Origin of the sequence: Winslowiella iniecta, assembly GCF_001267535.1 — a bacterium.
GTDB lineage: Bacteria > Pseudomonadota > Gammaproteobacteria > Enterobacterales > Enterobacteriaceae > Erwinia > Erwinia iniecta.
In genome coordinates this window covers 40,745-60,279 of the sequence record NZ_JRXE01000019.1, presented here as the reverse complement: position 1 = coordinate 60,279, position 19,535 = coordinate 40,745, and the positions used below count along the sequence as shown (strand labels likewise).

The following is a 19,535-nucleotide window of genomic DNA, read 5'->3' as shown; positions in this document are numbered from 1 at the left end:
TCAATCCTGTAATAGATTACTCTGCGATCGCGTCGGCCATTTTACCGATGCTGATGGCGAAATAATAAGAGCGATTCCAGTGCATAATGGTGCGGAAGTTGTCGTAAACCATAAACGCCCGCCCTTCCATATCATCCGGCAGAATGATCCAGGCGCGTTGTGCAGTGTCCGGCAGCGACAGGCTGTTGGTCATACGTACCCCCAGCTTTTGCCACTCACCGACGCTTTTCCCCTGCGACGACTTAATACCCGCCTGCTGTTTCTCGAAATCGACCGGCAGCACCACTTCGCGCCCCCAGCCTTCACCGGCACGCCAGCCCTCTTTCGCCAGATAGTTAGCGGTTGAGGCAAACACGTCGTCGGTATTATTCCAGATATCGATTTTACCATCGCCGTCGCCGTCAGCGCCGTAGCGCAGGAACGAGCTGGGCATAAACTGATTCTGCCCCATGGCACCGGCCCAGGACCCTTTCATGTCGCTGGCAGCGATATGCTGCTGCTGAATGATATTCAGCGCCGCCATCAGCTCTTGGGTAAAGAAGGCTTCGCGCCGGCCTTCAAAGGCCAGCGTCGCCAGAGCGGAAATCACATCTTCCTTGCCCTGGATTTTGCCAAAGCTGCTCTCCATCGCCCACAACGCCACAATATATTGGGCTGGCACGCCATATTTTTTGCTGATTGGCGCTAAATCCGCCTGGTAACGCTGATAATTTTCCTGCGCCTGCTTAATCTTCCACGCCGGTAGGGTGCGCGCAAGATAATCATCCAGCGTCACTTTCTTCTCTAACTGGTTTCGATCGGACTGAATAACCCGATCAACAAAGTGTATGTCGGCAAAGGCGCTTTGCAGCGTGCTGTCGCTGATGCCCTCGGCACGCGCTTTGGCTTTTAGCTGCTCCACATAAGCAGGAAACTCTGCGGGATTACGCCCCTCGGTGGCCAGGGTAGCTTTGCCATTGCCGGGCTTAAGAAAGCCGCCTTCTGGCGTGGCGGGCGCGGTGCTGGCAGAGGGTTGCGGTGCGGCGGGCGGGGTTGCGGCACTGTTTTTACTGGCACATCCGGTGAGGAAAATCGACAGGGTTAGCGCGCTCAGGGCTGTCAGCTTCATGCGGGCATCCTTTATTAATCGGGTTTATCCGCCGCAAATAATTAACCTCAGGTAGCGAATGCGGCGGAGATATTTACAGATGATTCTTAATTCGCGTTATTTGCTATTTTCCAGATGCATCTTAAGCAGACTTTCCGGCGGCGGTGGCAGCTGCAAATAATAGCCCTGCTTTTCCAGTGCCGCTTTCACTTTGGCGAGGTCCGCATTGACCAGCTTTTTACTGCCATCAAGCGGCAGCAGCATGGCAAGCTGCGGTTTACCAAAGCCTTTCAGCAGTTCTTCAGGAACGCGAGAGAAATCGTCCTTTTTTTCAACGTAAAGATAAGTCTGGTCACGCTGTGGGCTTCTGTAGATCACACAAAACATATTTTTTACTCGAATTAACCGGGATGGTGACTTGCCTGAATATAGCAGTAACTATAACATGCTTGCAGTACTTCGGAATAATGTGTCGACATGATTAAGCGATTGCAAAATTAAGCCTAATTGCGTCGGGTACAGACATAACAGGACTGAGTCAGCACAGATGTCGCAAACGCCAATCGAGTTAAAAGGCAGTAGTTTTACGCTGTCTGTCGTTCATTTACACCACTCTCAACCCGAGGTGGTTCGCCAGGCGCTTCAGGACAAAATTGACCAGGCTCCCGCCTTCCTGAAAAACGCGCCAGTGGTTCTGAATGTCGCGACCCTGTCTGGTGATGTTAACTGGAAACAGATGCAGCAAGCCGTGATCTCCACCGGTTTACGAATCGTTGGCGTCAGTGGTTGCAAAGATGAAAACCTGAAACGAATGATTGCCCGTGCGGGTCTGCCGGTGCTGGCTGAAGGAAAAGAGCAGAAGCGTTCCGCGGAACCTGCTGCGGTAACTGAGCCGGTCACGCCCGCCGAAAATCTGGTGCTGAAAACGCGCGTGGTCAATACGCCGGTGCGATCCGGCCAGCAGATTTATGCCCGCAACGCAGACCTGATTATCACTAACAGCGTCAGCGCCGGTGCTGAACTGGTTGCCGACGGCAATATTCATATCTACGGTATGATGCGTGGACGCGCACTTGCCGGAGCCAGTGGCGATCGTGATTGCCAGATTTTTTGTACTAACCTGTCAGCTGAATTGGTGTCGATTGCTGGTGAATACTGGATTATGGACCAGATTCCTGCTGAATTTTTTGGGAAAGCTTCGCGACTGAGCCTGAAAGATGGCGCGTTGACCATCCAGACATTGAATTAGCAGGACTGGTTTTACAGCGTCATTTGCACACACTATTGGCAGGTATCAGCCTGCCGCTGCATGACCGGTAAAATAGCCTGTTGGAACAGACACAGCCCCTTTTTTAAGGAATAAATCAATATGGCACGCATTATTGTAGTTACATCGGGTAAAGGGGGCGTTGGTAAGACCACGTCAAGCGCGGCCATCGCTACTGGCCTGGCGCAGAAAGGCAAAAAAACGGTAGTGATCGATTTCGATATCGGTCTGCGTAACCTTGACCTGATTATGGGTTGCGAACGCCGTGTGGTATATGACTTCGTTAACGTGATTCAGGGTGATGCCACGCTGAATCAGGCGCTGATCAAAGATAAACGCACCGAAAACTTATTTATTCTTCCGGCTTCTCAGACCCGTGATAAAGATGCTCTGACGCGCGAAGGCGTGGAAAAAGTGCTGAATGATTTAGGCACGATGGAGTTTGATTTTGTGGTCTGTGATTCACCGGCAGGTATCGAAACCGGTGCACTGATGGCGCTGTACTTTGCTGACGAAGCGATCATTACCACTAACCCGGAAGTCTCTTCGGTACGTGACTCCGACCGTATTTTGGGGATTATCGCCTCGAAATCACGTCGTGCGGAAAATGGTCAGGATCCGATCAAAGAACACCTGCTGTTAACCCGTTATAACCCGGGCCGCGTTAACCGTGGCGACATGCTGAGCATGGAAGATGTGCTGGAAATCCTGCGCATTCCACTGGCTGGCGTGATCCCGGAAGATCAGTCTGTACTGCGTGCGTCCAACCAGGGCGAGCCGGTCATTCTTGATAGCGAGTCCGATGCTGGCAAAGCCTACGCTGACACTGTTGATCGTTTACTCGGCGAAGAACGTCCCTTCCGCTTCATTGAAGAAGAGAAGAAGGGTTTCCTGAAACGCCTGTTCGGGGGATAAACCATGGCCTTACTCGATTTCTTTTTATCCCGTAAAAAGAGCACAGCTAATATAGCCAAGGAACGGCTGCAAATCATCGTGGCGGAACGCAGGAGGGGCGATAGCGAGCCCCACTATCTTCCGCAGTTGAAGCGCGACATCCTGGAAGTGATTTGTAAGTACGTAAAAATAGATCCCGAGATGGTGACCGTGCAGCTGGATCAAAAAGGAGATGACATTTCGATTCTGGAGCTGAACGTTACGCTGCCAGAAGTGGAAGAAACCACGAAATGATTCTTCATTACGATTAAATTTCCCCTGCGCTGTTGCAGGGGAAACGTTTGTATCATGGCGAATTAATACTGCGCCAGTATCTCGTTTATGCCTTTTTCCATCAGCTCGCCACGCCAGCCGGCCAGCAGTTCTGGTAAACGCTCACGCGGTTTGATGCGCCAGTGCCAGCTAAGTAACTGATTGATCTGGCGACGTGATGCCAGTAGTTCCTGACTCAGACCCGAGCTTTCACTCACTTCCTGCACCAGTGCTTTCAGGGCCTTAAATGCTCTTTTATACTCCGGGTGCTCAATAATATTGCTCAACGGCTCCGGCAGCTGTTCTTCGGGCAGCGCATTGGCTTGCTCAACAAACCCCACCAGCGTTTTACCGTGGAAGCGGATTTCATGGCCATTCAGGCCAAGATGATCCAGCTCACCCAGTGAACCCGGCATATAGCGCGCCACTTTCCATAAATTCTCTTCGCGCACCACAAAGTTAACCGCCATATCTTTCTCGCGCGCCAGATCCAGACGCCAGGCCGCCATCAGTCGCAGCGCCGCCAGCTGGCGTGGACGCAACTGCCAGGCATTGCTGATATCACGCCATGCATCTTCCGGCAGCAGAATATCGCTACGGCGCTGGCACAGCAGCTGACATTCACTGAGTGCAGCCGCCATCTGCCCTGCGGCTTCGGTCTCGGCCACCAGCTTGTGAGCGATCGGCAGCAGATAAAACACATCGGCGGCGGCATATTCACACTGGCGATCGGTCAGTGGACGGGCAATCCAGTCGGTTCGTGACTCGCTTTTGTCCAGCGCAATGCCGGTAAAGGATTCAACAATAGTGGCAAAGCCGCAAGAAAGCGGACGCCCGCTAAACGCCGCCAGAATTTGCGTATCAATCATCGGTTGCGGCATCACACCGAATTCATTGAGAAACACTTCCAGATCTTCACTACCGGCGTGCAGGAACTTGATCACCTGCGGGTCGCTAAGCAGCGCTTCAAACGGCGTCCAGTCGGTGATAGTCAGCGGATCGATTAACGACAGACGTTCACCATCATACAGCTGGATCAGGCCTAAACGTGGGTAGTAGGTGCGGGTGCGAACAAATTCGGTATCCAGCGCCAGTGCCGGGAACTGACGTGCCGCCTGACATACCTCGGCCAGCGCGTCATTGGTGGTAATTAATGAGTAATTCAAAGTGTTTATCTCTCGCCGCCTGCAAACTGAGAACAGACAGCAGTCAGGTGTTGATATCAATAAAAACGCCGGGGTTTCCGGCGTTTTTTTAAACTTTTCGCAGCTTCTTTTCAGCTACTGACTCTGTTTTGCCGCTTTTATCGCTTCGTCACGCAGCTCACGCCGCAGAATTTTACCGACATTGCTTTTCGGTAATTCGTCACGAAACTCGACAATTTTCGGCACTTTATAGCCGGTTAAATTGCGGCGACAGTGCTCGATCAGCTCGTCTTTGCTCAGTGAATCATCCTTCTTCACCACGCAGATTTTCACTGCTTCGCCAGACAGATCGCTTGGCACACCGATGGCTGCTGCTTCGCGCACTTTCGGATGTTGCATCAGAACATCTTCGATCTCATTCGGATAGACGTTAAATCCGGAAACCAGAATCATATCCTTTTTGCGATCGACAATCCGCAGGAAGCCTTCATGATCAACGGTAACAATATCGCCGCTGCGAAGCCATCCATTTTTTAACACTTCATCGGTGGCTTTGGGATGCTGCCAGTAGCCGAGCATCACCTGTGGCCCTTTAATACACAGCTCACCCGGTTCACCCTCTGCCACTTCATTGCCTTCGTCATCCACCAGTTTGATATCGGTGGAAGGCACCGGTAAACCAATGCTGCCATTATGACAGGTGATATCGTAAGGGTTAACCGACACCAGCGGCGAGCACTCGGTCAGCCCGTAGCCTTCCAGCAAATAGTGTCCGGTGAGCTTTTCCCAGCGCTCGGCCACCGCCTTCTGCACCGCCATGCCGCCACCGGCCGACAGGCGCAGTGAGGAGAAATCCAGCTGCTGGAAATCTTTGTCATTCAGCAGCGCATTAAACAGCGTATTCACGCCGGTAATGGCGGTAAACGGATATTTGCCCAGCTCTTTTACCAGGCCCGGAATATCGCGCGGGTTGGTAATTAACAGATTACAGCCGCCCAGCTCAATAAACAGCAGACAGTTCACCGTCAGCGCAAAGATATGATACAGCGGCAGTGCGGTCACCACGGTTTCGTTACCATCCTGTAATAACGAACCATAAGTGGCTTTGGTCTGCTCAAGATTGGCCTGCATATTGCGGTGGGTCAGCATCGCGCCTTTTGCAACGCCGGTGGTTCCGCCGGTATATTGCAGAAACGCCAGATCGTCATTAATGATGTCCGGCTTAACATATTGCAGGCGGTAGCCCTGGTGCATGGCGCTGCGGAACGAGATGGCGTTTGGCAGGTTATATTTCGGCACCAGCCGCTTGATATATTTGACGACAAAGTTGACCAGCGTGGCTTTCGCCGGGGAGAGCTGATCGCCCAGTCGGGTGAGGATAACGTGCTTAACCTGAGTCCGGTCGACCACTTTTTCCAGCGTATGCGCAAAGTTGGAGACCAGCACAATCGCGCTGGCGCCGCTGTCATTCAGCTGATGTTCCAGTTCACGCGGGGTGTACAGCGGGTTGACGTTAACCACGATCATCCCGGCGCGCAGCACACCAAACAGCGCGATTGGATACTGCAACAGGTTTGGCATCATCAGTGCCACCCGGTCGCCCTTTTTCAGCCCCAGCCCTTCCTGTAAATAGGCGGCAAAGGCGCGACTGCGCTCCTCCAGCTTACGGAAAGTCATCGCCTGCCCCATATTGATAAAAGCGGGCTGGTCGGCATAACGTTTTGCTGCCTGCTCAAACAGGTCGATAAGTGACGTATAGCGCTCAGAATTAATTTCAGCCGGAACATCAGCCGGATAACGGTTAAGCCAAACCTTTTTCAAGGATTCACCTCGGAAATTATAATTTGTTGTCATCGCAGCCTCTGCCAGCACGCCTTGTTAACAATATTTTAACTCAGCGTACCAGTTTGCAGATCTCTCTGTGACGAGGTTGCGAAGCACATCACTAAATTTCTCACTCCCTGAGAAATTAAATAAAAAAGCCCGGTCGCATGATGTCGCGACCGGGCCGCAAAATGTTTTAACACGATGTTACTGCGGGTTTTACTCGGTCAAAATAGTCTGAACCTGCGCCGGTGCGGGATTGTAGTAACCGCCCCACGGGCCTGGCCCCCAGTAGCCGCCATGACGACCCCGCGGTGGACCATACCAAATCCACGGATCAATCGGCTGCGGCGGAACCATAACCTGTTGTGTCAAATGCCAGCGCTGATAGCCGGTCACATTCACCACGACAAAATTGTAGGCTGCCTTACCAATTTCACCTTTTTCGGTGCCCTTAATTGGCCCGACCACCGTCACCATCTGATTTTTTACATCAACCGGATCGATGAAGCTGTTCACATCGGCGAAAATTCGCCCGACAGAAGCCGAACCGAGAATCGGCCGTGCGCTGTCATCCAGTCGCTGAGTGGCAATCTCTAAACGCGTGCGGCCAGTAAGATTGGTGACGTTGACCACTTTACCGCCAAAGCGCGCTTCCTGACCGACATACAACTGCGGTGCATTCATAACCCGCAGTAAATCTTGCTGTGGAGCGGCCGAGCTGCCTTTCACCGAATCGGGAACGGAAACACAGCCTGAAAGTAAAACAGTTGCCAGTAATAACGCACCGGCCGGGCCAATAAAACGTTTACGCATTATGATCTCTCCCTGTACTGTTTTTTTAGACTCTCAGGCAGCTAAAAAGTTGCCGGTTACTGACGTCCGGGCAATTTTTTCCAGGTCACTTCATTACGCAAATAGGTTGGCTCAGCATGCTCTGCGGCGACGGTGTGACCCGTGGCCAGCGCCAGCACCGCCAGTGGTAACATATCTTCTGCGGCGGGCAGTTCAACGGCGGTGGCGGTTAACTGCAACGGACTCTGCTCGGCCAGCTCCGGCCAGGCTTTCCAGCCGGTGCCAACCGTCGCCCACTCGCCATCCAGCTGTGCCATCCGCGCCATTGCCGCATCCGGCTTCAGTACCGCTTCACTGCTTTCACCCAGCCAGTTACCTTGCTCATCGCGCTGGTACTCTGCCCAGTAGACTTCGCCCATCCGCGCGTCAATTGCCGCCAGCACCCGGGTGGCACCGGTCTGACGCCAGGCGCCCTGCGCCATGGTCGCCAGCGTTGACACGCCAATCAGCGGCAAATCCGCGCCCAGCCCCAGCCCCTGCGCGATGCCAATGCCGATACGCACGCCGGTAAAACTGCCTGGCCCACGGCCAAAAGCCAGCGCATCCAGCTGATTTAAGTTTAGCTGATTATTTGCCAGCACCTGCTGCACCATCGGCAGAATGCGTTGCGTATGCTCACGCGGACAGAGTTCAAACAGCGCATCAATGCTTTCATCATTTAACAGCGCCACTGAACAAGCTTCAGTCGCGGTATCAATGGCTAAAATTCGCGTGGACATAACAACCTCAGGCGGGATAAAAATTTTCGGCGGCATCTTAGCACAAGGTGCCGCGAATTACTGCGCTGACGCAGAGGTAAGGAAATCAACCGCCTGCTGGATATCGCGGGTACGCGGCGTCGGCGGCAGGCTGTTAAGGAAAACCGCGCCATACGGACGCATCACCAGCCGGTTATCACAAATCACCAGCACGCCCCGATCGTCAACGTCGCGGATCAAACGCCCCACCCCTTGTTTCAGGGTAATCACCGCATCCGGCAGTTGCACATCATCAAACGGTTCGCCGCCGCGCACTTTGCAGTCTTCCATGCGCGCCTTTAACAGAGGATCGTCCGGCGAGGTAAACGGCAGCTTATCGATAATCACCAGCGACAGCGCATCGCCGCGTACATCCACCCCTTCCCAGAAACTGCTGGTAGCAACCAGCAACGCATTACCGGCCGCGACAAACTGTTTCAGCAACTGGCCTTTACTGGTTTCGCCCTGCAACAACACCGGCAGGGTCAGCAGCGCACGAAACTGTTCTGCCAGCTCACGCATCATTTTATGCGAGGTACAGAGAAAGAAGCAGCGGCCATTATTGGCCTCAATCAGCGGCAGCAGCATGCGGGCCAGCTGGCGCGCACCGTCAGGCTGATTCGGCGACGGCAAATTACGCGGCACGCACAGCAACGCCTGGCTGGCGTAATCAAACGGGCTGGAAAGAATCATTGAGTCAGCGCCGGTCACGCCGAGTCGCTCAACGAAATGACTCATCTGCTCATTAACCGACAGCGTCGCTGAGGTGAAAATCCATGCCGCCGGGCGCTCATCCATCACTTCACGGAAGCGTTCGGAGACCGACAGCGGCGTCAGCGCCAGCACAAAGTGACGCGAGTTACACTCATACCAGTAGCTGAAGCCCGGTTGTGACACATCTTTCAGCCGCTTCAGGCGGTTGCGGTACAGCGCCGCGCGCTCAAAAGCGGCATCCAGCAGTGCCGAGCGCCCAAGCGACATTTTCGCCACGTCGTAACAGAGTTCCAGCGCGTCATCGAGTAACGTCAGCGCACGCTGGATATGCGTGTCACTTAACAGCTCACGTAAATTACCGCGGAAACCCGGGTCGCCAAGCGCCAGCCGGAAATCCTGCGCGCACTGCGCCAGTCGATCGGCAGATTTCTGCAACTGCTGGGCATCGCGGATTTCGGTGCGGTAGGCAATCGTAATATCTTTCGCCAGATCGATCAGCTGACGACTGGAGAGCTGCTGACCAAAATACTGGCTGGCAATATCCGGCACCTGATGCGCTTCATCGAAGATCATTACGTCGGCTTCGGGGATCAGCTCGGCGAAACCGCTCTCCTTTACCACCATATCGGCGAGAAACAGGTGATGATTCACCACCACCACGTCGGCGTCCATGGCGCGGCGGCGCGCTTTCACCACGAAACAATCTTTATACAGCGGGCAGTCACTGCCGAGGCAGTTATCGTTGGTGCTGGTCACCAGCGGCCAGATGGTGCTGTCTTCCGCCACACCGCCGCAGGTACTGATATCACCGTCGACGGTTTCGTTCGACCAGCCGCGCAGATGAACCAGATCGCTCATCGCCTGCACCGCCAGCTCGCCGCCGGCCATTGACTGCTGCTCAAGACGTTCAAGACAGAGATAGTTGGAGCGGCCTTTCAGCAGCGCGAGGCTGCCTTTAAATTTCAGCGCCCGCGCCACGGTCGGTAAATCCCGGCTGTACAGCTGATCCTGCAAGGCTTTGGAGCCGGTGGAGACGATCACTTTTTTACCGGCGCGCAGTGCCGGGGCTAAATAAGCGAAGGTTTTACCTGTACCTGTACCGGCTTCGACCACCAGCTCGCTGCGGTTTTCAATCGCCTTACTGACCGCCTCAGCCATCTGACGCTGCGCTTCACGCGGTTTAAAACCGGGAATTTCCCGCGCCAGTGCGCCGTCTGCTGCAAAATCGTCCGCCACATACCCTCTCTGTCAGAGAAAAAAACACTGTTTATTATGTCAGTATTTTGTACTGCCCTCCACAACAGATGACAGCAGGATGAATTCTGTGGCAGGCTGGCAACCGAAACTCAATAAGAAGGAAACCTTGATGAGCATTACCCGCATTGATCCTGAACACCGCATGTCGGAAGCCGTGATCCACAATCAAACGGTGTATTACACCAGCGTGCCGGAAAATCTCGATGATGATGCCGAAGCGCAAACGGCCAATGCGCTGGCGGTGATTGACGCGCTTCTGACGCGTGTCGGTTCGGATAAAAGCCGCATTCTGGATGCCACCCTTTTTCTGGTGAACCTGGAGGATTTCCCGGCGATGAACCGTGCGTGGGACGCATGGGTGTCACCGGGTAACGCACCGGTACGCTGCACGGTGCAGGCAAATCTGATGAACCCGAAATACAAAGTGGAAATCAAGATTATCGCTGCACTGTAAATCAGCGCGGCGCGTTACTCTTCGTCATCCTCATCTTCGAAGCGCGCCGCAATCATCCCACCGGTATGGGTTTCACGAATCTCCTGCGCCACCAGCGCGATCGCCTGGCCACTGGTTAATCCCTGCGACATTAATTCCTGAATACGCTCCACAGCTTGCTGCTGCTGTTCGTGTGATAATGCGGGAAGACCTGTAATCATGGTGACTCCTAATAATGAATATGCAAATTATTTCACGACAAACAAAGAGATGCCAGCAAGGCAAAAATATGCCAGGCTTGCATCTTTATGATGTGACGACCTGCTGAATTCAATGCTGCCTGTTTACCACGCTTTAGACTATACGCCCGATGCCCTGCATAATCTGTTTGCACGCGTAGCCCATTTACCCTGGGCAATGCTGCTCAGTTCCGGCTTCGCCGAGCATGCCGATAACCGTTTCGATATGATGGTGGCAGAGCCGTGCGCCACATTACAGACTCGCGGCGCAGTGACGCACTGGCAGCAGGGTGAAATCCTCACCGAGTCGGCTGCCGATCCCCTGACGTTGTTGCAGCAAGCGCTGGATAAACTCAACTTACCGACCACGCAGCATCCCGACCTTCCTTTCCAGGGAGGCGCACTGGGACTGTTTGGTTACGATCTTGGTCGCCGTTTCGAGCAACTGCCGCAAACGGCCGTCGCCGATTTGACCACGCCGGATATGGCGGTCGGGCTGTATGACTGGGCGTTGATCGCCGATCATCATCGCCAGACGCTGACGCTGATTACCCACCGGCAGCATGAAGCACGCCGCAGCTGGTTGCTGACGCTGCCAGCCCCGCAGCAGACTGAAGCCTTTACCCTCACCAGCGAGTGGCAGTCGAATATGACGCCTGCGCAGTACGGTGAGAAGTTCGACAGCATACAGCAGTATCTGCAAGCGGGCGATTGTTATCAGGTAAATCTGGCGCAGCGTTTCGCCGCCCGCTATCGTGGCGATGAATGGCAGGCGTTTAATCTGCTGAATCAGCAGAACCGCGCGCCTTTCAGCGCCTTTATCCGGCTGCAACAGAGCGCGATCCTCAGCCTGTCGCCAGAGCGCTTCCTTGAACTGCAACAGGGTGAGATTGAAACCCGCCCGATTAAAGGCACCCTGCCGCGTTTAGCGGAGGCTGAAGCCGATCGCCGCCAGGCAGAAAAACTGGCATCCTCGCCAAAAGATCGTGCGGAAAACCTGATGATTGTCGATCTGCTGCGCAATGATATTGGCCGCGTGGCGCTGCCCGGTACGGTTAACGTGCCCGAACTGTTTGTCGTCGAGCCTTTCCCGGCGGTGCATCATCTGGTCAGCACCATTCGTGCCCAACTGAAGCCGGAACTGAATGCCAGCGATCTGCTGCGCGCCTGCTTCCCTGGCGGTTCCATTACCGGTGCCCCGAAGGTGCGTGCGATGGAGATTATTGAAGAGCTGGAACCGCAGCGGCGTAACGCCTGGTGCGGCAGTATTGGTTATCTCAGTCTTTGCGGCCGTATGGATACCAGTATTACTATCCGCACGCTGATTGCCGAACAGGGGCAACTGTTCTGCTCGGCGGGCGGCGGCATCGTGGCCGACAGTGACCAGCAGGCGGAATATCAGGAGACGTTCGACAAAGTGAACCGCATTCTGCCTTATCTTAAGGATCACCGCCATGACGGCTGACTCGCTGACGTTGCCCCAGTTTCTTACCCGTTTTATGCTACAACAGCCTGAAATCCAGCCAGCGGTGTTGCCGACCCGTCGCGCGGCGGTACTGGTGCCGATTATCGCGCGGCCGCAGCCAACGCTGTTATTGACCCGCCGCGCCGATTCGCTACGCAAGCATGCCGGTCAGGTGGCCTTTCCTGGCGGAATGATGGATCACAGCGATCCTTCGCTGGTTTTCACCGCACTGCGTGAAGCCGAAGAGGAAGTGGCAATCACGCCCGCCAGCGTAAAAGTCATTGGTACGCTGCCGGCCGTCACCAGCAGCACCGGCTTTCAGGTGACGCCGGTGGTCGGTATCCTGCCGGATACCATTACTTATCATCCGAGTGAAGATGAAGTGGCAGCGGTGTTTGAAATGCCATTGCAGGAAGCGCTGCGCCTCGGCCGCTATACGCCACTGGATATTCATCGTCACGGCACGGAACATCGCGTCTGGCTATCGTGGTTTGAGGATTACTTTGTCTGGGGCATGACCGCCGGAATTATTCGCCAGCTCAGCTTGCAGATTGGTCAGCCCTGATGCGGCTGGCGCGTTCCACTACAAATATCGTCTGATTTCTGCACAATTCATTATTTTTCACTGGCAATGCCTGAGTAAGCGATCTGAATCACTTACATCAGGCGGCTTTTCATTTATATTCCTCGCGCAATCAAAGTCAGTTATGCTATGCCGCCGTTTAATGCGGCAGTCAGAAATCTGACAGTTTATTTAGATAAGTTTTTTTTCATGCGATAGCTTTCCCCTTTCCCGCATGATTGACACCAGTCGCTCTGCTCACCCGATAGCCAACGCAGAGATAACCACTTTAAGGAGCGTGTAGCGTGATTAGCGTTTTCGACATGTTTAAGATCGGCATTGGCCCTTCCAGTTCTCATACGGTAGGACCGATGAAAGCCGGCAAACAGTTCGTCGATGATCTGGTGCAAAATGGCCAGCTCTCTTCTGTTACGCGTATTGCCGTCGACGTTTATGGCTCTCTTTCCCTGACCGGTAAGGGCCACCATACTGATATCGCGATTATTATGGGGTTGTCGGGCGCGTCTCCGGACAGCGTGGATATTGACAGCATTCCGGGCTTTATTCGTGACGTCGAGCAGCGTCAGCGCCTGCTGCTGGCAAATGGCGAGCACGAGGTTGATTTCCCGCGTGAAGGCGGCATGGTGTTCCGCAGTGATAACCTGTCGCTGCATGAGAACGGCATGCGCATCCATGCTTTTGCCGGTGAACAGCTTATCTACAGCAAAACTTATTACTCCATCGGCGGCGGTTTTATTGTCGATGAGGAGCACTTCGGTGAGTCCGCGCTGGATGAAGTCAGCGTGCCCTATCCTTTCCATTCGGCGAAAGAGATGCTGGCGCACTGCCATGAAACCGGCCTGTCACTCTCCGGCATGGTGATGAAAAACGAACTGGCGCTGCACAGCCGTCAGGATATCGAGAAGTATTTTGGTGATGTCTGGCAAGCGATGCGCGACTGTATCGATCGTGGTCTGAATACCGAAGGCGTTCTGCCTGGCCCACTGCGGGTTCCGCGCCGCGCCTCGGCGCTGCGTCGTTTGCTGGTCTCATCCGATAAGCTCTCCAGCGACCCGATGAACGTGATTGACTGGGTCAATATGTTTGCGCTGGCGGTCAATGAAGAGAATGCGGCCGGTGGCCGGGTGGTTACCGCTCCGACCAACGGTGCCTGCGGTATCGTCCCAGCGGTGCTGGCTTACTATGATCACTTTATCGAATCGGTCAGCCCGGATATTTTTATCCGCTATTTCCTCGCCGCCGGTGCGGTTGGCGTGCTGTATAAAATGAATGCGTCTATTTCCGGCGCGGAAGTGGGTTGCCAGGGTGAAGTCGGTGTAGCCTGTTCGATGGCCGCCGCTGGTCTGGCTGAATTATTGGGTGCCAGCCCGGAACAGGTTTGCGTCGCGGCCGAAATCGGTATGGAACACAACCTCGGTCTGACCTGCGATCCGGTTGCCGGCCAGGTGCAGGTGCCGTGCATTGAGCGTAATGCTATCGCGTCGGTAAAAGCGATCAACTCCGCGCGTATGGCCATGCGACGCACCAGCCAGCCACGCGTCTCACTGGATAAAGTGATCGAAACCATGTATGAAACCGGCAAAGATATGAACGCCAAATATCGTGAAACTTCACGCGGCGGGCTGGCGATTAAAGTGCAATGTGACTAATTTCTCATTAGAAATGAGTGCACTGCCGCATAAATAGTTGCTCCAGAACTATCAGATATAGCGGTAAAGCGCTACAGTAAACCTACGCGGCCTTTTCAGGCCGCGTTGTTATTTATGGCCGCTGCGCTTTTTAATTATCGGTACTAAACTCAGCTTACGCACGGTCGATAACTGCTAGTCAGAATTTCATTTGGCACTTTCTTAAGGATGGTTACTGATGCAAGTGTCCCAGCAAATTGTTGGACAGTTTCGTCGCAAGCGTTTATTGATTGCTTCGACTGTTGCCGCGTTAGTGATCATTCTTGCCCTGGCCTTTCGCTTTTTCGAAGAAAAAAGCCGCATCGAACAACTGTCGCACACCTTTGCCAGTGAAGCGATCCAGCGTTTTGACCGCATGTTCTCACCGCTGGATGTCTCGGCGAATAACACCCTCGGGCTGGTCGGCCTGCGCTGCACCGATGTACGTTTTCCGCTGGTGGAGAAGCTGGCGACCCTGCAAACGGTGCGAGTGCTGTTACTGGTCGAGAATGACAGTATCTACTGCTCCAGCATCTTTGGTGACCGCACCCTGTCATTCAGTGAACTTTACCCCGAGCTGGCAGTAAATAATCAGCGTATGCTGCTGACCACCGACAACTACCTGCTGAAAGGTTCGCCGGTTCTGATGTTGTGGACGCCAAAATCACTCGATAATCAGTCCGGTATTGTGCAGGTGATTAACATCGAGATGATGAGCAATTATCTGCTGGAACCGGCACTGCCATGGGTTGAGCGCGCGATATTTAATGTTGGCGGTAAAAGCCTGGAATATGGCACTCCGCTTATCCAGCCGGCTATTCCCTCCGAAGATGAAGTGAGCTACGAAGAAGCGTCGATGCGCTATCCGTTTTCGATCACGCTGTTCGGCCCGTCGCCCGCCCGTCTGGCGCTGATGGCGCTTCCGTCTCAGCTGCCGCTGGCGCTGTTACTGAGCCTGCTGATGGGCTATATCGTCTGGCTGGCGACCGCGAACCGGATGAGTATCGCCTGGGAAATCAGCTACGGCTTATCGTCGCAGGAGTTTATCGTTTACTGCCAGCCGTTAATCAATGCGCAAACCGGTGGATGTGACGGCATTGAACTGCTGCTGCGCTGGCATAATCCCCGTCAGGGTTGGGTGCCGCCGGATGTCTTTATTCCGATGGCCGAACGGCAAAACCTGATCGCGCCGCTGACGCGTTTTGTGATTACGGAAGCCGTGAGCCACCTGCCCTCGCTGCCCGACAACCCGGCTTTCCATATTGCCCTTAACGTCGCCGCCAGCCACTTCCATGACCGCGCCATTCTCGACGATTTACAGCATCTGTGGTGGCCGGCGAACCCGCGTCCGCAGCTGATTGTTGAACTGACCGAACGAGATGCCCTGCCGGTGGTGGATCAACGCGTGGTCGCCCACCTGCAAAAAACCGGCGTTAAAGTAGCGATTGACGACTTTGGCACCGGCCACAGTTCGCTCTCTTATCTGAAAACCCTCAGTCCCGATGTGCTGAAGATCGATAAAATCTTTACCGCCTCGATCGGTACCGATGCGATTAACGCTACGGTGACGGATATGGTGATTTCGCTGGCGCAGCGCCTGAATATCAGCGTGGTGGCCGAAGGGGTGGAAACCGCGGAACAGGCGGCCTATTTGCGTGAGCGCGGAGTGGATACGCTACAGGGTTATTATTTTGCCCGCCCGATGCCATTAGCGGATTTCCCGGCATGGCTGAGTGCACATCAGTCGGATCAGATGACATAAAAAAACGGCGCGATAAAAGCGCCGTTGTGTTTTCCTGTTTCAGGGCGATATTCTCACCGCCCTCCATCCCTTAATCAGGACTCTTCTTCATCCATCTCGTTGCGCTCTTTCGTCACACGCACCAGATCCACACGATACTCGGTGGCTTCGATAATCTGGAAGCGCAGTGGCAATAGCTCAATCACATCACCGGGTAACGGCAGTTGCCCTTTCTGCGCAATCAGTAAGCCCGCCAGTGAAGCGTGATCGTCCTCGGCTTTCACCAGATCCTTGGTATCCAGCAGCTGTTGCAGCGAGTGCAGATCGGTGCCGCCTTTGACCAGCCAGCCGTCACCGTCGGCGATAATATCCGGGGTTTCATCCTCATCCGGGAATTCACCGGCAATCGCTTCCAGCACATCCAGCGGGGTAATCAGACCCTGCACCACGCCGAACTCACTGGTGACCACCACAAAGCTGCCCTTGGCACGACGCAGCACACCCAACAGGTTAATCGGGTCGAGGGTTTCCGGCACGATAATCGGTGGCGTCGCCGAGGCGAAGGTAGCCACATCAATACCGTGATCCAGCGCCACCAGCAGTTCCTTGGCACGCACCACGCCGATAATTTCATCCAGCTCACCGCGACACACCGGGAACAGGCTGTGTGGCGTATCCAGCAGCTGAATGCGGATTTCATCCAGCGGACGTTCAGCATCGACCCATGAGATTTCGCCGCGCGGCGTCATAATGCTGCGCACCGAGCGCGAAGCCAGCGTCAGCACGCCGTTAATCATATAGCGCTCTTCGTCTTTAAACGCTTCCTTCGGCATTACCGAAGCCACCTCGCTGCTCTCGCTTTTCACCTGCTGCGAACCCTGGCGCCCGCCCATCAGGCGCAGAATCGCTTCGGCGGTACGCTCACGCATCGGACGATGCGACTGATGACGAATAAAGTTACGCCGCGCAATCTGGTTAAACAGCTCGATAAGAATCGAGAAGCCGATCGCCGCGTACAGGTAACCTTTCGGAATATGGAAACCAAAGCCTTCAGCCACCAGGCTCAAACCAATCATCAGCAGGAAGCTGAGGCACAGCACCACCACTGTCGGATGCGCGTTAACAAAGTTAGTTAACGGCTTCGACGCCAGCAGCATGACGCCCATGGCAATGATCACTGCGGTCATCATAATCGCCAGGTCATTGACCATACCCACCGCGGTAATCACCGCATCAAGCGAGAACACCGCATCCAGTACCACAATCTGAATCACCACTGCCCAGAAACTGGCGTAAGTGCGGTTGCCGTCACTCTCGTGTTGACGGTTCTCCAGCCGTTCATGCAACTCCATGGTCGCCTTAAACAGCAAGAACACCCCGCCGAACAACAGAATCAGGTCGCGCCCCGAAAAGCTGAAATCAGCCACGCTGAACAGCGGTTTTGTCAGGGTCACCATCCAGGAAATTAACGACAACAGCCCCAGACGCATCAGCAGCGCCAGCGACAGGCCGATCAGACGCGCTTTATCGCGCTGCTTCGGCGGCAATTTGTCCGCCAGGATGGCGATAAATACCAGGTTATCAATACCCAGCACGATCTCAAGAACGATTAGCGTCAGCAGACCGGCCCAAATTGAGGGGTCTAAAAGAAATTCCATTACAGACTCCGGAACAAGGAACAGGACAACGCCGCCATCAGGCTAATGGGCGTGCGCAGGGGATAACGACAGGCAATAGTGCGTGATACGCCGGAAGGCGTCAGAAAACAAGCCGGATGACCCGGTGGCATGGATAAGCAACTTCGGTGACAGTCCATAGGGAGGGCTGAGGCCCATTACTCCTGTAGCAAAAAAGGAAGCATTACTTTATCAGCAGAAACATTGTCGTCAAAATATTTTCTTACAGTTAACAAAGTGGCTCAATTTGGCCGCCTTATAACTAAGCTGAATGACAAATCAGCAAGTTAACCATCGTATTAACTGAGCGGGGTCACAAAATTTATTTTTTCACAGACTAAAATAATTACCGAAACAATCGCTTCAAATCCTGACACTGCAAAAAGTCTTACAGATGATTGCGGCGTTTACATGGGGTGGGTTTTTCGCTGTGGCGAGCAACCCGTTGGCGACTCAGTGCACACTGGCTGAAGCGCTCACTATTCTAAAAGGAGGTAGCAAGTGACTATTGCTATTGTCATCGGCACGCATGGTTGGGCAGCGGAACAGCTTCTTAAAACCGCCGAAATGCTGTTAGGCGAACAGGAAAACGTCGGCTGGATTGATTTTGTCCCCGGTGAAAATGCTGAAACCCTGATAGAGAAATACACCGCACGCCTTGCGGAACTGGATACCAGTAAGGGCGTACTGTTCCTCGTTGATACCTGGGGTGGCAGTCCGTTTAACGCCGCCAGTCGTATTGTGGTCGATAAGCAAAACTATGAAGTGATCGCTGGGGTAAACATCCCGATGCTGGTGGAAACGCTGATGGCGCGTGATGACGATCCGGCATTTGATGAGCTGGTGGCGCTGGCGGTGGAAACGGGCCGTGAAGGGGTGAAAGCGCTGAAGGCCAAAGAAGCGGAACCCGCTGCGGTTGCCGCCGTTAAACCTGTCGCCCCTGCTGCACCGCAAAAGCCGATGAGCGCCGAAGATCATATGAAAATTGGTCTGGCGCGTATCGATGACCGCCTGATTCATGGTCAGGTCGCCACCCGCTGGACTAAAGAAACCAACGTTAACCGCATCATCGTCGTCAGTGATGAAGTGGCAGCGGATAACGTGCGTAAAACCCTGCTGACTCAGGTCGCGCCACCCGGCGTCACCGCGCATGTGGTTGATGTCGCCAAAATGGTTCGCGTCTACAACAACCCGAAATATGGTCAGGATAAAGTGATGCTGCTGTTCACCAATCCGACCGATGTCGAGCGGATTGTGGCAGAAGGCGTCAATATCAAATCCGTCAATATCGGTGGCATGGCGTTCCGCCAGGGCAAAACCCAGGTGAACAATGCGGTGTCGGTTGATGAAAAGGACATTGAAGCGTTTAAAAAGCTCAATGCTCGCGGCATCGAACTGGAAGTGAGAAAAGTCTCGTCCGACCAGAAACTAAAAATGATGGACCTGATTGCCAGAGTGAATCAATAAGTTGAAAGCCTTATTCATCGCCTGACGCGTCAGGTTTACCTCAGAATGTTAATGTCAGAAGGAGAAGTGCAATGGAGATTACCACTCTTCAAATTGTACTGATATTTATTGTTGCCTGCGTCGCAGGTATGGGATCGATTCTTGATGAGTTTCAGTTTCACCGTCCGCTGGT

The 19,535-nt window shown here is 54.0% G+C and carries 18 protein-coding genes and 1 pseudogene; 10 read left to right on the top strand and 9 right to left on the bottom strand.

Annotated features, from left to right (window positions below):
- Nucleotides 1-16: 16 nt before the first annotated feature.
- Entirely contained in the window at nt 17-1,108 is a 1,092-nt protein-coding gene (locus NG42_RS14260; RefSeq protein WP_052900119.1) for a lytic murein transglycosylase, read from the bottom strand.
- A 96-nt stretch (nt 1,109-1,204) separates the two neighbouring features.
- Nucleotides 1,205-1,474: a YcgL domain-containing protein gene (locus tag NG42_RS14255; protein WP_052900118.1), complete on the bottom strand. Its 270-nt coding sequence runs from the start codon at nt 1,472-1,474 to the stop codon at nt 1,205-1,207.
- 160 nt (nt 1,475-1,634) lie between these two features.
- Here NG42_RS14255 and minC point away from each other — a divergent pair, with 160 nt between their 5' ends.
- From minC to minE, 3 genes are all read left to right on the top strand, one after another.
- Nucleotides 1,635-2,336, top strand: coding sequence for a septum site-determining protein MinC (gene minC, locus NG42_RS14250; RefSeq protein ID WP_052900117.1), 702 nt, complete (start codon nt 1,635-1,637; stop codon nt 2,334-2,336).
- A 120-nt stretch (nt 2,337-2,456) separates the two neighbouring features.
- Nucleotides 2,457-3,269, top strand: coding sequence for a septum site-determining protein MinD (gene minD / locus NG42_RS14245; protein ID WP_052900116.1), 813 nt, complete (start codon nt 2,457-2,459; stop codon nt 3,267-3,269).
- Nucleotides 3,270-3,272: 3 nt separating this feature from the next.
- Nucleotides 3,273-3,542: a cell division topological specificity factor MinE gene (gene minE / locus NG42_RS14240; protein ID WP_052900115.1), complete on the top strand. Its 270-nt coding sequence runs from the start codon at nt 3,273-3,275 to the stop codon at nt 3,540-3,542.
- 62 nt (nt 3,543-3,604) lie between these two features.
- Here minE and rnd read toward each other — a convergent pair whose 3' ends face one another.
- The 5 genes from rnd to NG42_RS14215 form a co-directional block, all read right to left on the bottom strand.
- On the bottom strand, nt 3,605-4,726 hold the full coding sequence (gene rnd, locus NG42_RS14235; RefSeq protein ID WP_052900114.1) for a ribonuclease D: 1,122 nt from the start codon (nt 4,724-4,726) through the stop codon (nt 3,605-3,607).
- 114 nt (nt 4,727-4,840) lie between these two features.
- The gene (fadD, locus tag NG42_RS14230) at nt 4,841-6,526 is read right to left on the bottom strand and encodes a long-chain-fatty-acid--CoA ligase FadD (RefSeq protein WP_156322135.1); all 1,686 of its coding nucleotides are present in this window, start codon (nt 6,524-6,526) and stop codon (nt 4,841-4,843) included.
- Between the two features lie 222 nt (nt 6,527-6,748).
- The gene (locus tag NG42_RS14225) at nt 6,749-7,345 is read right to left on the bottom strand and encodes a Slp family lipoprotein (RefSeq protein WP_052900112.1); all 597 of its coding nucleotides are present in this window, start codon (nt 7,343-7,345) and stop codon (nt 6,749-6,751) included.
- Nucleotides 7,346-7,401: 56 nt separating this feature from the next.
- On the bottom strand, nt 7,402-8,103 hold the full coding sequence (gene tsaB / locus NG42_RS14220) for a tRNA (adenosine(37)-N6)-threonylcarbamoyltransferase complex dimerization subunit type 1 TsaB (RefSeq protein WP_052900175.1): 702 nt from the start codon (nt 8,101-8,103) through the stop codon (nt 7,402-7,404).
- Nucleotides 8,104-8,160: 57 nt separating this feature from the next.
- Nucleotides 8,161-10,071, bottom strand: coding sequence for a DNA repair helicase YoaA (locus NG42_RS14215; RefSeq protein ID WP_052900111.1), 1,911 nt, complete (start codon nt 10,069-10,071; stop codon nt 8,161-8,163).
- A gap of 130 nt (nt 10,072-10,201) precedes the next feature.
- Between NG42_RS14215 and NG42_RS14210 the strand changes: the two genes are divergently transcribed.
- Nucleotides 10,202-10,546 (top strand): RidA family protein, encoded by a 345-nt coding sequence (locus NG42_RS14210; protein WP_052900110.1) that lies wholly within the window; start codon nt 10,202-10,204, stop codon nt 10,544-10,546.
- A 14-nt stretch (nt 10,547-10,560) separates the two neighbouring features.
- On the opposite strand, the gene NG42_RS14205 is transcribed toward NG42_RS14210, so the two are convergent.
- Nucleotides 10,561-10,746, bottom strand: a complete 186-nt coding sequence (locus NG42_RS14205) for a YoaH family protein (RefSeq protein ID WP_052900109.1) — start codon at nt 10,744-10,746, stop codon at nt 10,561-10,563.
- A gap of 112 nt (nt 10,747-10,858) precedes the next feature.
- On the opposite strand from NG42_RS14205, the gene pabB reads away from it, so the two are divergent.
- From pabB to NG42_RS14185, 4 genes are all read left to right on the top strand, one after another.
- Nucleotides 10,859-12,229 (top strand): aminodeoxychorismate synthase component 1, encoded by a 1,371-nt coding sequence (gene pabB / locus NG42_RS14200; protein ID WP_052900108.1) that lies wholly within the window; start codon nt 10,859-10,861, stop codon nt 12,227-12,229.
- Nucleotides 12,219-12,794, top strand: a complete 576-nt coding sequence (locus NG42_RS14195) for a CoA pyrophosphatase (protein WP_052900107.1) — start codon at nt 12,219-12,221, stop codon at nt 12,792-12,794. The genes pabB and NG42_RS14195 overlap by 11 nt, the downstream gene beginning before the upstream one ends.
- Before the next feature lie 302 nt (nt 12,795-13,096).
- The gene (sdaA, locus tag NG42_RS14190; RefSeq protein ID WP_052900106.1) at nt 13,097-14,461 is read left to right on the top strand and encodes an L-serine ammonia-lyase; all 1,365 of its coding nucleotides are present in this window, start codon (nt 13,097-13,099) and stop codon (nt 14,459-14,461) included.
- 217 nt (nt 14,462-14,678) lie between these two features.
- Entirely contained in the window at nt 14,679-16,241 is a 1,563-nt protein-coding gene (locus NG42_RS14185) for an EAL domain-containing protein (RefSeq protein WP_052900105.1), read from the top strand.
- Nucleotides 16,242-16,315: 74 nt separating this feature from the next.
- Here the strand turns inward: NG42_RS14185 and NG42_RS14180 are convergent, their stop codons facing one another.
- A complete protein-coding gene (locus NG42_RS14180; RefSeq protein ID WP_052900104.1) occupies nt 16,316-17,878 on the bottom strand; it encodes a TerC family protein in 1,563 nt (520 codons plus the stop codon).
- Nucleotides 17,879-18,397: 519 nt separating this feature from the next.
- Between NG42_RS14180 and manX the strand changes: the two genes are divergently transcribed.
- Complete coding sequence (gene manX / locus NG42_RS14175) at nt 18,398-19,363, top strand: PTS mannose transporter subunit IIAB (protein WP_052900103.1); 966 nt, start codon at nt 18,398-18,400, stop codon at nt 19,361-19,363.
- Between the two features lie 71 nt (nt 19,364-19,434).
- A pseudogene (locus NG42_RS23555) lies at nt 19,435-19,535 on the top strand (PTS mannose/fructose/sorbose transporter subunit IIC); the annotation flags it as partial.